Source organism: Devosia sp. (assembly GCF_024707125.1).
Taxonomy (GTDB): domain Bacteria; phylum Pseudomonadota; class Alphaproteobacteria; order Rhizobiales; family Devosiaceae; genus Devosia.
Genome location: NZ_JANQAH010000010.1, coordinates 18,134 through 31,434, shown reverse-complemented (window position 1 = coordinate 31,434; position 13,301 = coordinate 18,134). Strand labels below are relative to the sequence as shown.

Genomic DNA, 13,301 nt, shown 5'->3' with positions numbered 1-13,301 from the left:
AAGCCGGCGGATCGACAGGGAATATCGAGGAGCAAGCATGATCGCCCCACAGGTAACCGAGACCAAGCACTGGAGTTTTCATACCGATATCGAGAATATCGGTTGGCTCACCATCAATTCGCCGGGCGGCTCGGTAAATACCTTGAGCCGCGAAGCGATCATGGAACTTGAAACGCTGGTGGCGCGGTTCGAGGACCTTGCCAATAGCAAGGAACTGGTCGGCGTGGTGCTGCTCTCGGGCAAGGAGAGTGGGTTCATCGCCGGGGCCGACGTTTCCGAATTCGACGCGATGAGCGATTTTTCGGTGCTGCCCGAGGCGCTACGGCGGACGCATGCGCTGTTCGCGCGGATCGAGAATCTCAAAATTCCGTTCGTTGCCGGCATCCACGGGTTCTGCCTGGGCGGCGGGCTCGAACTGGCTTTGGCCTGCCACTACCGCATTGCGGTCAACGACGACAAAACGCGTATCGGCTTCCCCGAGGTCAATCTGGGGATTTTCCCGGGCTTTGGCGGCACTGGGCGGTCGATCCGTCAGGCTGGGCCGGTCGATGCCATGCAGATCATGCTGACGGGCAAGATGCTCAAGGCGGGGGCGGCGCGGGGGCTCAATCTCGTCGACAAGCTCGTAAGGCATCGTGACATGCTGCGCTGGGAAGGCCGCAAGGCTGTGCTGCAGAATCGCAAGTCGCAGCCGGCCGGTTTTGTGAAGCGGGCCATGGCTGGGCCGCTCTTGCGCGACTATGTCGCCAACAAGATGCGCGAAGAGGTCGGCAAGAAGGCCAATCGCGTCAACTACCCGGCGCCTTATGCGCTGATCGAGCTGTTCGAGCAGCATGGCAATGACTGGCAGGCCATGGTGCGGGGCGAGGTCGATGCCTTCGTGCCGCTGATGGGCTCGCCGACGGCCACCAACTTGCGGCGCGTGTTCTTCATGTCCGAGGGGCTCAAGAAGCAGGGGCTGAAGGGCGCGAAGTTTTCGCGGGTGCATGTGATCGGCGCGGGTGTCATGGGCGGCGATATCGCGGCCTGGTGCGCTTATCGTGGCATGAGCGTCACGCTGCAGGATCTCGATATGGCGCGCATTCAGCCGGCGCTCGATCGGGCCAAAAAGCTGTTCCAGAAGCGCTACAAGAAGAAGCATGAAGTCGATGCCGCCATGCTGCGGTTGACGCCGGACCCGCAGGGCAATGGCGTGCCGCGGGCCGATGTGATCATCGAGGCAGTGGTCGAAAAGCTCGAAGTGAAGCAGTCGATCTTTTCCGGGGTCGAAGCCAAGCTCAAACCCGGTGCGATCCTTGCCACCAATACGTCTTCCATCGAGTTGGAGCGCATTGCAGAGGCGCTGAAGGAACCGGGGCGGTTGATCGGGCTCCATTTCTTCAACCCGGTGGCACAGCTGCCGCTGGTTGAGGTGATCAAGTCGAAATTCAATTCGGACGAGGCCATCGGCAAGGGCGCGAGTTTTGCGCTGGCCATTGGCAAGTCGCCGGTAGTGGTGAAATCGGCGCCGGGCTTTTTGGTCAATCGCGTGCTCATGCCCTACATGCTCGGCGCCGTGGAGCGAGTAGAGCGCGGCGAGAGCAAGGAATTGCTCGATGCGGCGGCGGTGGCCTTCGGCATGCCCATGGGGCCGATTGAACTCATGGACACGGTTGGGCTCGACGTCGGCAAGTCGGTGGCGACCGAATTGGGTCATGCCGTGACGTCGGATAGCAAGTTTGCCCGGCTGATTGCCGAGGGCAAATTGGGCCGCAAGACCAATGAGGGCTTTTACAAGTGGGAGAATGGCAAGGCCGTCAAAGGCTCGACGCCGCCCCATGCCGATCTTGTGGCGCTCGGCCGTGAGCTGGTGAAGCCGCTGGTCGATATGACCGAGGTGGTGCTGAGCGAGGGCGTCGTCGCCAATGCCGATCTTGCCGATATCGGCGTCATCATGGGTACGGGCTTTGCGCCATTCCTCGGCGGGCCAATGCGCGCACGAGCCGACGGCCGGGCTTGAGGGGAGAATAGACAAATGACTGAACTCAAGCGCGTTGCCATTGTCGGCTCGGCTCGCATTCCCTTTGCCCGTGGCGGCACGGCCTATGTGGATGAAACCAATCTCTCCATGCTGGCGACGACCCTCGGGGGGCTTGCGGACAAGTATGGGCTCAAGGGAGAAAAAGTGGATGAGGTGATTGCCGGGGCGGTGATCAACCATTCGCGTGATTTCAACATTGCCCGCGAAGCCCTGCTCGATGCCGGTTTTTCGCCGCGCACGCCGGGGACGACGCTGCAGATTGCGTGCGGCACGAGCCTGCAGGCGGCTTTGGTGCTGGCCGGCAAGATTGCTTCGGGGCAGATCGATAGCGGCATTGCCGCGGGGTCCGATACGGTTTCGGATAGTCCCATCGTCTTTGGCTCGAAATTCCAGCATCGTCTGCTCGATGCCAATGCGGCCAAGACGACGGGTGGCAAATTGCAGGCTTTTACCAAGGGTTTTTCCTTTGGCGAGCTGACGCCGGTGGCGCCTTCGGTCAATGAGCCGCGCACTGGCATGTCCATGGGCCAGCATTGCGAATTGATGGCCCGCGAATGGGGCATTTCGCGTCGGGCGCAGGACGAGCTGGCGGTGGCGAGCCATCAGAATGCGGCAAAAGCCTATGACGAGGGTTTCCATGATGACCTGCTCGTCCAGTGCGCAGGTCTGGTGCGGGACAACAATGTTCGTGCCGACAGCAATCTCGACAAGATGTCGACGCTCAAGCCCGCTTTCGACAAGTCTTCGGGTCATGGCACGCTGACAGCAGGCAATTCGACGCCGCTGACCGATGGCGCTTCGAGCGTGCTGCTGGCGAGCGAAGAATGGGCCAAGGCCCGCGGCTTGCCGATCCTGGCTTATCTGACGGTTGGTCGCGTTGCCGGCAATGATTTTGCGCATGGTGAAGGTCTGCTCATGGCGCCGACTATTGCAGTGTCGGAAATGCTTCAGCGCGCAGGACTCGGCTTTGCCGATATCGACTACTTTGAGCTGCACGAGGCTTTTGCCGCCCAGGTTCTGTGCACACTGAAAGCGTGGAAGGACCCGACCTACTGCAAGGATGTGCTGGGGCGCGATGCCGTCTTGGGCGAGATCGATCCTGCCAAGATTAACGTGAAAGGGTCGAGCCTTGCTTATGGACATCCCTTTGCGGCGACCGGCGCGCGCATTCTGGGCGTCACGGCAAAACTGCTGTCCGAACAGGCAAACAAAAGAGCGCTGATTTCTGTGTGCACGGCGGGTGGCATGGGCGTCGCGGCGCTGGTAGAAAGTGCGGCATGAGTGACAATGTCGTAAAATTCCGGGTCCCCCCGAAAAAGCCCGAACCGCCACAGCCCAAGCCGCCAAGAGGGCCGATGCCGAACTGGCTGCCCTTTGCGGTGCTGCTGGGTCTGGCGCTGGTTATTTATTTCGTCCAGCAAGCCGGCCTTATGGGCTGACGGCCTGCGCCAATTCGCCCCACGAACAATTCACAGGCATCGCTGCGTCCCACGCAGCGGTGCTTTTTCGTCTGGCGGCTGGTTTGGGGAAAGTGCTGCTGCCAAACAAATGTGAAGTGGAAAGCCTTGCCATCCCTTCCGAGATGTTAACAAAAGGTCGCACGTTTACGCTTAGGTCAATGTTTTGCTTGTCAGTGGACGCTTTTGCAAGATACCGTCCAGCAATCTTGACCGAAGGGACAAACCCTTTGCGTAAGGGGTGGGGCCGCATGGGCAAACATGCGGGTCAACAAGCTCAAGAATTCCACAAGGAGATGGGACGAGAATGAAGTTCACCACAGCCTTTAAGGCGATTGCGACTGCCGGCGCCATGGCGCTGATGATGTCGACGGCGGCCTCCGCCGTGACGCTGCAGCTCCACAATGGTGGCGATCCGGGTACGCTGGATCCGCACAAGGCCTCCGGCGACTGGGAAAACCGCGTTATCGGCGACTATATCGAGGGTCTTCTTACGGAGAACGCCAAGGCTGAAGCCATTCCGGGCCAGGCTGAAAGCTGGGAAATTTCGGAAGACGGTACGGTCTACACCTTCAAGCTGCGTGATGGCATTCAGTGGTCCGATGGCACTCCGGTGACCGCCGGCGACTTCGTCTTTGCCTTCCAGCGCCTGTTTGATCCCAAGACTGCTGCCGACTACGCTTACCTGCAGTTCCCGATCAAGAACTCGGCCGCTATCAATGCCGGCGAGATCACCGATCTCAACGAACTCGGCGTCAAGGCCATCGACGACACGACGCTCGAAATCACCCTCGAAGCGCCGACCCCGTTCTTCCTCGACGCGCTGACCCACTACACCGCTTATCCGGTTCCGAAGCATCTGGTTGAAAAGCTCGGCGACGAGTGGACCAAGGTGGAAAACATCGTCGGCAACGGCCCCTACCTGATCAAGGAATGGCTGCCGGGCTCCTATGTCCGTTCGGAAAAGAACGCTGACTATTACGATGCCGCCAACGTCAAGATCGACGAAGTCTTCTACCACGTGCTCGAAGATCAGGCCGCAGCGCTCAATCGCTACCGCGCCGGTGAATTCGACATCCTGACCGACTTCCCCGCTGACCAGTATCAGTGGCTGCAGGACAACCTGCCGGGCGAAGCTCACGTGGTGCCGTTCCTCGGCGTCTACTACTACGTGATGAACCAGGAAGAAGGTCAGCCGCTCGCCGATATCCGTATCCGCGAAGCGCTCTCGACCACCATCGTGCGCGAAGTCATCGGGCCCGATATCCTGGGCACCGGCGAACTGCCAGCCTATGGCTGGGTCCCGCCGGGCACCAACAACTATGTCGACAGCGCCTATGCGCCGGAATGGGCTTCTATTCCCTATGAAGACCGTGTTGCCCATGCCAAGGAACTCATGACCGAAGCTGGTTATGGTCCGGACAAGCCGCTGACCCTGCAGCTGCGCTACAACACCAATGACAACCACCAGCGTATCGCCGTGGCGATCGCCGCCATGTGGGAACCGCTTGGTGTGAAGGTTGAGCTGTTCAACGCCGAAACCGCCGTGCACTACGACGCACTGCGCGCCGGTGACTTCCAGGTCGGCCGTGCCGGCTGGCTGCTCGACTACTCGGATCCGTCCAACACGCTCGACCTCTTGAAGACCGGTGTCGACCAGGCCGGTACGATGAACTGGGGCAACAACTACGGCCGTTACTCGAACGAAGAGTTCGACGGCCTGATGACCCAGGCTTCGACCGAGCTCGATCTGGCTGCCCGCGGTGAACTCCTCGCCCAGGCCGAAAAGATCGCCATGGACGAATTCGCTGCGATCCCGATCTACTGGTACGTGTCCAAGGACGTCGTGTCGCCGAAGATCTCGGGCTTCGAAGAGAACGCCAAGAACATCTTCCGTACCCGCTGGCTCTCGAAGTCGGAATAAGCGGATAGAATGAGATCGTGGGGGCCCTGAGCCCCCACGGTTCTTTTGCCGTATAGCGCCCTCCGGCCTTTCCGTTTCCGGCGCTTCGGCCTAGGAGTCCTAACACATGTTGGCCTATGCCTTCCGGCGCGTGCTTTCGGCTATTCCGATTGCACTGATCGCCGTTACAGTCTGTTTCTTCATTCTTCGCCTGGCGCCCGGTGGCCCCTTCGATGGCGAACGCGCCCTGCCGCCGACCGTGCTGGCCAACCTGCGCGCCCATTACAATCTCGATCAGCCACTGATCATGCAGTACTTCATCTATGTGGGGCGGCTGCTGCAGGGGGATCTGGGTCCCTCGATGGTGATCGACGGCTTCCGCGTGGCGGACCTGATCCGCATCGGCTTCCCGTTCACGCTGACCCTGGCGCTCTATGCCTTCGTGATCGCCACGGCCATCGGTATCGTCGCCGGCATCATTGCCGCGGTGAACCAGAACAAGTGGCCCGATTACGTGCTGGTGCTGATCGTGATGATCGGCGTGGTCATTCCCAACTTCCTCAATGCCGCCCTGCTGCAGCTCGGCTTTGCCGTGCATCTGCGCTGGCTGCCGGCGGGTGGCTGGGTTTCTGGGTCGATTGCCCATCTGATCCTGCCGGTGACAGTGCTCGCCTGGCCGCACGCGGCGCGTATCAGCCGGCTCATGCGCGGCTCGATGATCGAAGTCTTGGGTTCCAACTATGTGCGCACGGCACGTGCCAAGGGGCTTGGCGAACGGCTGGTTCTGGCGCGTCACGCGATCAAGCCCGCGCTTCTGCCCGTCGTTTCCTATCTCGGACCAGGCCTTTCCTATCTCCTCACCGGCTCGCTCGCCGTTGAGCAGATCTTTGGCCTGCCCGGTATCGGCAAGTACTTCGTGACCGCCGCGCTCAACCGCGACTATGGCATCGTGCTCGGCACGACGATCCTCTACATGTTCATCATTCTCGCCCTCAATCTCCTCGTCGACCTCGTCTATGCCTGGCTCGATCCCAAGGTGAGGTATCGCTGATGCCCGGCCTTACCGGTAAAGACCAGGTCCTGACGGACTACGCCAACAAGCTGGCTGTGCTCGACGCGCCCAAGGGCCGTTCGCTGACCCAGGACGCCTTGCGGCGCCTCTCCAAGAACAAGGCCGCGGTCGTTTCGATCGGGATTGTCGTCCTGATCATCCTCGTTGCTTTCATCGGCCCCTATTTTGTGCCGTGGGGCTATTCGGAAGTCGATTGGACCTCCATCCGCAAGCCGCCTGATTTCGACAAGGGCCATTATCTCGGCACCGACCAGAACGGTCGCGACATGCTCGCCCGCGTGCTGCAGGGCACGCAGATGAGCCTGATCGTGGCGGCGGTGGCCACCGTAGTTTCGGTCACCATTGGCGTCGTCTATGGCGCCGTATCGGGCTATTTTGGCGGTCGTGTCGACTCGCTGATGATGCGCTTCGTCGACGTCATGTATGCTCTGCCCTACATCCTCTTCGTCATCATTCTCGTGGTGATGTTCGGGCGCAATCCGGTGCTGCTCTTCGTTGGTATCGGTGCCATCGAATGGCTGACCATGGCGCGTATCGTGCGCGGGCAAACCCTCTCCATCAAGGAGAAGGAGTTCATCGAAGCGGCGCGTGCCAGCGGGGCAAAGCCCTTTGCCATCATCATGCGCCACATCGTGCCCAATCTCTCAGGGCCCGTCGTGATCTATGCCACTTTGACGATCCCCGAGATTATCATCGCGGAGAGCTTCCTCTCCTATCTTGGCCTTGGTGTGCAGGAACCGCAGACGTCCCTGGGTACGCTGATCTCCGCCGGTGCGCCGGTGGCGGAAGTGCTGCCCTGGATGCTGTTGGGACCGGCAGCCGTGCTCGTCACGCTGCTGCTCTGCCTCACCTATATCGGCGACGGTCTGCGCGACGCGCTTGACCCGAAAGACCGGTAAGGAGGCCAGACATGGCATTGCTAGAAGTCAAAAATCTCAAGATCGACTTCCTCACGCATGACGGCCCCGTCCATGCCGTGAAGGATCTCAGCTACACGCTCGAAAAGGGCAAGACGCTCGCCATCGTGGGCGAAAGCGGCTCGGGCAAGACCCAGGGTGCTTTCGCGCTGATGGGGCTCTTGCCCAAGAACGGCCGTGCCTCGGGCTCGGTCATGTTCGACGGCAAGGAAATCCTCAATCTCCCGACCAGGGAGCTGAGGTCCTATCGCGCCGAGCGCATCGGGATCATTTTCCAGGACCCGATGACCTCGCTCAATCCGTATCTGCGCATTTCGCGCCAGATGACGGAAGTGCTGGAACTGCACCGTGGCATGAGCAACAGCGCGGCTTTGGCCGAGAGCATCCGCATGCTCGACGCGGTGCGCATTCCCGATGCGAAAAACCGCGTGCATATGTATCCGCACGAGTTTTCGGGCGGTATGCGCCAGCGCGTGATGATCGCCATGGCGCTGCTTTGCAGCCCCGAACTGCTTATAGCCGACGAACCGACGACGGCACTCGACGTGACGGTTCAGGCCGAGATCATCGATCTGCTCGTCGACCTGCAGGAAGATTTCAACACCGCGATCATCCTCATCACCCACGATCTCGGAATTGTGGCGGGCACCTGCGAAGACACGCTCGTGATGTTCGACGGACGCGTGATGGAATATCGCAAGACCGCCGACATCTTCGACAAGCCCGAACATCCCTATACGCAAGGGTTGCTCGCGGCGGTGCCGCGCCTCGACAAGAAGGTGGACCGCCTCTCGACCGTTTCCTACGAATTCATGGCCGCAAAGGGTGAAGCATGATCGAGACAAGAGAACCCATTCTCAAAGTCCGTGACCTGGCCGTGGAATTCACCCTCGGCTCGAATGGTCTTTTTGGCGGCAAGAAGATCCTGCGTGCGGTCAAGGGCGTGTCCTTCGACCTCTATCAGGGCGAGACGCTGGGCATTGTGGGCGAGAGCGGTTGTGGCAAGTCCACGCTGTCGCGTGCGATCATCCGGCTGTTGCCGGCGACCGCGGGCGAAGCTGTGTGGCTCGGGCGCGATATCCAGAAGATGAACTCGAACGAGCTTCTGGACCTGCGCAAGGATATCCAGATGATCTTTCAGGATCCTCTGGCTTCGCTCAATCCGCGCATGACGGCCGGCGATATCATTGCCGAGCCGCTCAAGATCCATATGCCCAATATCGGCAAGGCCGAGCGGGCGGTTCGGGTCGCCGAGATGATGCAGAAGGTTGGCCTCCTGCCCACCATGATCAACAAGTATCCGCACGAATTTTCGGGCGGGCAGTGCCAGCGTATCGGCATTGCACGGGCGCTGATCACCAATCCCAAGCTGATCATCTGCGACGAGGCCGTGTCGGCGCTCGACGTGTCGATCCGCGCGCAGGTGGTCAATTTGCTGATGGACCTGCAGAAGGAACTGGGCATTTCGCTGCTGTTCATTTCGCACGACATCGCCGTCGTCCGGCACATCGCCCAGCGCATCATGGTGCTCTATTTCGGCGAAGTGGTTGAGATCGGCGAAGCCGAGCAGGTGACCATGGACCCGCACCACGACTACACCAAGCGCCTGATCGCTTCGGTGCCGGTGCCCGATCCCAAGGTGGAAATGGAACGCCGCGAAGAGCGGCGACGCCTGCGCAAGGCTGCTGCCAAGGCGGCATAAGAAACGAAAGGCCGGGGTGACCCGGCCTTTTGCTTTTCAGGTGCGGTAGTCCGTCAAGGTAGGATTGAGCTGCGAAAAGACCGTGCGGGCAATGGATTGCAGCTTTTCGGCCGGATAGGGGGCGGTGATGGTGCAACTGATTGCAGCGTCAGCCCAGAAGAGCGCCGTATCGAGGCCGAGATTGGCCAGTTCGTAGCTTGGCGTATCGGGGCCGGGCGAGGGCGTCACGTAAAGCGTCAAACGGGCGCCGGCCGCGTCCTCATACATGAGCTGGGCGGCGCGTCCGCCCGGCACATTGGGGGCGGGCAGCAGGCGCCCCCCGAGGAAGTTGAGGCCCGAGGCGCTGAGGTCGGGCATGGCGAGCGTCGTCTGCAAGCGGTTCGAAAGCCAGGAGGACAGGTGCTCGCTATCGGCGCCATTCACTTCCACGGCGTGGCGGTTTTCCAGCACATAGACGGTATGGGCGCTGACGGCGTCGGCGATGAGGCGATCGGCAATGCCTGATGTCTCCATCTGGCCGCGCAGCAGCCAGCCCGCGCCAAGGCCAAGACCGATCAGGAAGACGGCGGCAGCAGCGTTGATCCACAGGCGGCCGCGGCGCTTTTCGCCGGATTGGCGCAATCGCTCGACGGACAGGCGCGGCGGTATCGGCTCGGCTGCAACGGGCGCATAGAGGGTGCGAATGGCGTCCGTCTGGCGCTGCATGCGGGCGACCTCGGCGGCCGCCTCCGGGCGCTCGGCAAGCCAGGCATCCATTGCCGCGCTCTCTTCTGCAGAGAGGGAGCCATCGGCATGGGCCATCAGCTGGTCGCGGGTCACATCGCTCATTTGACGGTTCTCAAATGCGGTTCGGAGGGAATGCCGGTGAGCGTCCTGAGCGCGGCGCGGGCGCGGCCCAGCCGGCTCATCAGCGTGCCGAGCGGAATGTCGAGGATGGTTGCTGCCTCGGCATAGGGAAGACCTTCGAGAGTTACCAGCAGCAGGGCCTCCTTCTGTTCGAGCGGCAGGGTGCCGATGGCGCGGTCAAGCTCGGCCAGCGCCAGATGGCCGGGCTGCTGCGGCGGCACGGATGGCTCAGGAATGGATTCGATGTCTACCACATCGCCTCGCCGCCGAGCACCGCGCAGGTTGTTGCGGTGCAGGTTGACGAGGATGGTGAAAAGCCAGGCGCGAACGGGGCCCTTGGGCCGGAAGAGGCTGCGTCTGGCGATGGCGCGTTCGAGACAGTCCTGAACGAGGTCATCTGCACGATCGAGGTCACGCGTCAGCGCGCGCGCATAACGCCTGAGTGCCGGCACCGCGGCCTCGATCTCGTGCAGGATATCGATCAATCAGGCCTCGGTTCTATTCGATGGCAAGATGCCAGACGTCGCCGACGCCGTCACCCGAGATGTCGCCGGGGGCCTTGTCCTCGTACCAGTAGTAAAGCGGCATGCTCTTGTAGGCCCACATTTTGGTGCCGTCGGTGCGCTCGACCAGGGTAAAGTCACCTTCGGGCGTTGCCGCAGCATCGGCAAAGAGTGGCGGCCACTTTACGGCGCAGTCGTCGTAACAATTGGTGACGCCGGCCGTGTCCTTGTCGAAGATGTAGAGTGTCATGCCATTGGCATCGGTCAGCACCATCTTGCCGCCGATATCAGTGGATTTGACGGCGCCGCCGAGATAGTCGACCGCAAAGGCCGGCGCGACGATGAGTGCCAGCGCGGTTGCGCCGGCTAGAAGCGAACGAAGCATCATGTTTGGTCTCCTCGCAGCAGGGCGCTTGATGCGCCTGCATAGAGACAAACACCGGGGGGAGAGATTTAGTCCCGCGGCTTCAGGAATTTTCTTCGGTGAAGCGGACTGCGCCGATATGGGGGAGGTTGCGGTTGCGCTGGGCGTAGTCGATGCCATAGCCGACAACGAAGCGGTCGGGGATTTCAAAGCCCAGCCATTTGGCCTCGATGTCGGTTTCGCGGCGGCTCGGCTTACTGAGCAGGGCGCAGACTTCCATGCGGCGGGGATGGCGGGTTTCGAGGATCTCGAGGACGTGTTTCAGCGTGTGGCCGGTGTCGATAATGTCTTCTACAACAAGGACATCGCGGCCGGCGATCTCGCCGCGCAAGTCCTTGAGGATGCGCACTTCCCGGCTCGATTCCATGGAATTTCCATAGGAAGAAGCTTCGAGGAAATCGACTTCGACGGGGAGGTCGAGTTCGCGGACGAGATCGGCGATGAAGATGAAGGAGCCGCGCAAAAGCCCGACGACGACGAGTTTGTCGGTGTCGGCGAAGTGGGTGGAGATCTCTTTTGCGAGGGCTTCGACGCGGGCGGCGATGGCCTTTGCGGAGATCAGTTCGTCGACGATGTAGGGCTTTTGGGTCATGGCGAGTCCGAGTAGCGCAAGCGCGAGACTGTTAGCAGACTGTTGGCATCGAGGGTAGCGGCTGGCGGAATAGGTCACAGAACGACGACGCCCCCGGAGGTGATCCGAGGGCATCGGTGTTTGCTGCTGCCACTTTTGAGGGTTAGCCCTCGGATTGGCTCCAAGGGCGTCGGAGTCTGTGGAGGCTGTCTGCTGGAGACTGTCCGCTGGAGACTATCTGCAGGAGATAGCTTAAGCGCAGGGCCCTCGGATCGGACCCGAGGGCGTCGGTGTTTGTGGCGGCTGTCTACTGCAGACTATCTTCTGGGGACGGCCTAAGTGCAGAGCCCTCGGGTCGAGCCCGAGGGTGGCGCTTGGGGTAGGGCGCCATTCGAGCATGGCCTGCGCGGCGAAGATCGCTCCACCGGAGCGATCTTGCCTTTGGTGCGCTTCTCAGCGCGGCAGGTCCGTCTTGCCCATCAGATCGAAATCGATGGAGCGGGCGGCCTGGCGGCCTTCGCGGATGGCCCAGACGACGAGCGACTGACCGCGACGCATGTCGCCGGCGGCGTAAACCTTGGGCTTGGTCGTGCGGTAGGTCATGGTGTCGGCAAACAGGTTCCCGCGCTTGTCGTAGTCGGCGCCGAGTTCGCTCAGCATGCCTTCGTGCACCGGGCCGGCAAAGCCGATGGCGAGGAGCACGAGGTCGGCCTTGATGATGAATTCCGAGCCGGGGATCGGCTGGCGCTTGCGGTCGACGCGGGCGCATTCGACGCCGATGACGTCGCCGGCGGCATTGCCGATGATCTTCATGGTGCCGGCGGAAAACTCGCGGATGGCGCCTTCGGCCTGGGAGGACGAGGTGCGCATCTTGACCGCCCAGTTGGGCCAGTTGGTCAGCTTGTTTTCCAGTTCCGGCGGCATCGGGCGGACGTCGAGCTGGGTCACGGCGATGGCGCCCTGACGGAACGAGGTGCCGACGCAATCGCTGGCGGTATCGCCACCACCGACGACGACGACATGCTTGCCGGCGGCGGTGAGCTGGACTTCGTGGGAAACGTCTTCGTAGCCGACGCGACGGTTCTGCTGCACGAGGAAGGGCATGGCGTAGTGGACGCCGTTGAATTGCTGACCTTCGACGTCGACTTCACGCGGACGTTCGGAACCGCCGCAGAGCAGCACGGCGTCGTGGTCGCGCTGCAGGTCGGAGAGCGGCACGTTGACGCCGATATTGGCGCCATAGTGGAAGGTGACGCCTTCGGCTTCCATCTGGGTGGTGCGGAAGTCGATGTGTTCCTTTTCCATCTTGAAGTCAGGAATGCCGTAACGGAGCAGACCACCGGCCTTGGGTTCACGCTCGAAGAGGTGAACCTCGTGACCGGCGCGGGCCAGCTGCTGGGCCGCGGCCATGCCGGCCGGGCCGGAGCCCACGACGGCGACCTTCTTGCCGGTCTTGACTGCGGGCAGTTGCGGCTTGATCCAGCCGGAACGGATCGCCTTGTCGGCAATGGCCTGCTCGACCGTCTTGATGGCGACCGGGACGTCTTCCAGGTTCAGCGTGCAGGCTTCCTCGCAGGGGGCGGGGCAGATGCGGCCGGTGAATTCCGGAAAATTATTGGTCGAGTGGAGGTTGCGCGCCGCCTCTTCCCAATCGTTGTTGTAGACGAGGTCGTTCCAGTCCGGGATCTGGTTGTGGACCGGGCAGCCGGTATCGCCATGGCAGAACGGAATGCCGCAATCCATGCAGCGCGCCGCCTGGTCGACGATGCGACCTTCCGTCATCGGAATGGTGAATTCGCCGAAGTGACGGATGCGGTCGGAAGCCGGTTCGTAGCGCGGTTCTTCGCGTTCGATCTCGAGAAAGCCTGTTACCTTACCCATTTGCT

General features: G+C 61.5%; 13 protein-coding genes. 8 read left to right on the top strand and 5 right to left on the bottom strand.

The annotated features are described in order from the left end of the window. The first annotated feature begins 37 nt into the window (after positions 1–37). The 8 genes from NVV77_RS14590 to NVV77_RS14555 all read left to right on the top strand — a co-directional run bounded on the left by NVV77_RS14590 (position 38) and on the right by NVV77_RS14555 (position 9,071). A complete protein-coding gene (locus NVV77_RS14590; RefSeq protein WP_295414533.1) occupies positions 38–1,999 on the top strand; it encodes a 3-hydroxyacyl-CoA dehydrogenase NAD-binding domain-containing protein in 1,962 nt (653 codons plus the stop codon). A gap of 15 nt (positions 2,000–2,014) precedes the next feature. Beyond that, entirely contained in the window at positions 2,015–3,301 is a 1,287-nt protein-coding gene (locus NVV77_RS14585; RefSeq protein ID WP_295414531.1) for an acetyl-CoA C-acetyltransferase, read from the top strand. Beyond that, complete coding sequence (locus NVV77_RS14580) at positions 3,298–3,459, top strand: hypothetical protein (protein WP_295414529.1); 162 nt, start codon at positions 3,298–3,300, stop codon at positions 3,457–3,459. The genes NVV77_RS14585 and NVV77_RS14580 overlap by 4 nt, the downstream gene beginning before the upstream one ends. Positions 3,460–3,784: 325 nt before the next feature. Continuing rightward, complete coding sequence (locus NVV77_RS14575; RefSeq protein ID WP_295414528.1) at positions 3,785–5,401, top strand: peptide ABC transporter substrate-binding protein; 1,617 nt, start codon at positions 3,785–3,787, stop codon at positions 5,399–5,401. 106 nt (positions 5,402–5,507) lie between these two features. Beyond that, positions 5,508–6,431 carry an ABC transporter permease subunit gene (locus tag NVV77_RS14570; protein WP_295414526.1) on the top strand — a complete coding sequence of 308 codons (924 nt, stop codon included), beginning with the start codon at positions 5,508–5,510 and terminating at the stop codon, positions 6,429–6,431. Beyond that, a complete protein-coding gene (locus tag NVV77_RS14565; RefSeq protein WP_295414523.1) occupies positions 6,431–7,351 on the top strand; it encodes an ABC transporter permease in 921 nt (306 codons plus the stop codon). Before NVV77_RS14570 ends, NVV77_RS14565 begins: the two co-directional genes overlap by 1 nt. A gap of 11 nt (positions 7,352–7,362) precedes the next feature. Next, positions 7,363–8,205, top strand: coding sequence for an ATP-binding cassette domain-containing protein (locus NVV77_RS14560; protein ID WP_295414521.1), 843 nt, complete (start codon positions 7,363–7,365; stop codon positions 8,203–8,205). Continuing rightward, positions 8,202–9,071: an ABC transporter ATP-binding protein gene (locus tag NVV77_RS14555; RefSeq protein ID WP_295414519.1), complete on the top strand. Its 870-nt coding sequence runs from the start codon at positions 8,202–8,204 to the stop codon at positions 9,069–9,071. Before NVV77_RS14560 ends, NVV77_RS14555 begins: the two co-directional genes overlap by 4 nt. 36 nt (positions 9,072–9,107) lie before the next feature. Here NVV77_RS14555 and NVV77_RS14550 read toward each other — a convergent pair whose 3' ends face one another. From NVV77_RS14550 to NVV77_RS14530, 5 genes are all read right to left on the bottom strand, one after another. After that, entirely contained in the window at positions 9,108–9,899 is a 792-nt protein-coding gene (locus NVV77_RS14550; protein WP_295414517.1) for an anti-sigma factor, read from the bottom strand. After that, entirely contained in the window at positions 9,896–10,402 is a 507-nt protein-coding gene (locus tag NVV77_RS14545) for a sigma-70 family RNA polymerase sigma factor (RefSeq protein WP_295414515.1), read from the bottom strand. Before NVV77_RS14545 ends, NVV77_RS14550 begins: the two co-directional genes overlap by 4 nt. 13 nt (positions 10,403–10,415) lie before the next feature. Then, a complete protein-coding gene (locus NVV77_RS14540; RefSeq protein ID WP_295414513.1) occupies positions 10,416–10,808 on the bottom strand; it encodes a hypothetical protein in 393 nt (130 codons plus the stop codon). Positions 10,809–10,887: 79 nt separating this feature from the next. Then, positions 10,888–11,436, bottom strand: a complete 549-nt coding sequence (hpt, locus tag NVV77_RS14535; protein WP_295414511.1) for a hypoxanthine phosphoribosyltransferase — start codon at positions 11,434–11,436, stop codon at positions 10,888–10,890. Positions 11,437–11,868: 432 nt separating this feature from the next. Beyond that, the gene (locus NVV77_RS14530; protein ID WP_295414510.1) at positions 11,869–13,296 is read right to left on the bottom strand and encodes a glutamate synthase subunit beta; all 1,428 of its coding nucleotides are present in this window, start codon (positions 13,294–13,296) and stop codon (positions 11,869–11,871) included. Positions 13,297–13,301 lie beyond the last annotated feature (5 nt).

Coding starts and splice junctions, on each gene's coding strand:
- NVV77_RS14590 (WP_295414533.1), top strand. CDS start 38: ATGATCGCCCCACAGGTAACCGAGACCAAGCACTGGAGTTTTCATACC.
- NVV77_RS14585 (WP_295414531.1), top strand. CDS start 2,015: ATGACTGAACTCAAGCGCGTTGCCATTGTCGGCTCGGCTCGCATTCCC.
- NVV77_RS14580 (WP_295414529.1), top strand. CDS start 3,298: ATGAGTGACAATGTCGTAAAATTCCGGGTCCCCCCGAAAAAGCCCGAA.
- NVV77_RS14575 (WP_295414528.1), top strand. CDS start 3,785: ATGAAGTTCACCACAGCCTTTAAGGCGATTGCGACTGCCGGCGCCATG.
- NVV77_RS14570 (WP_295414526.1), top strand. CDS start 5,508: ATGTTGGCCTATGCCTTCCGGCGCGTGCTTTCGGCTATTCCGATTGCA.
- NVV77_RS14565 (WP_295414523.1), top strand. CDS start 6,431: ATGCCCGGCCTTACCGGTAAAGACCAGGTCCTGACGGACTACGCCAAC.
- NVV77_RS14560 (WP_295414521.1), top strand. CDS start 7,363: ATGGCATTGCTAGAAGTCAAAAATCTCAAGATCGACTTCCTCACGCAT.
- NVV77_RS14555 (WP_295414519.1), top strand. CDS start 8,202: ATGATCGAGACAAGAGAACCCATTCTCAAAGTCCGTGACCTGGCCGTG.
- NVV77_RS14550 (WP_295414517.1), bottom strand. CDS start 9,899: ATGAGCGATGTGACCCGCGACCAGCTGATGGCCCATGCCGATGGCTCC.
- NVV77_RS14540 (WP_295414513.1), bottom strand. CDS start 10,808: ATGATGCTTCGTTCGCTTCTAGCCGGCGCAACCGCGCTGGCACTCATC.
- hpt (WP_295414511.1), bottom strand. CDS start 11,436: ATGACCCAAAAGCCCTACATCGTCGACGAACTGATCTCCGCAAAGGCC.
- NVV77_RS14530 (WP_295414510.1), bottom strand. CDS start 13,296: ATGGGTAAGGTAACAGGCTTTCTCGAGATCGAACGCGAAGAACCGCGC.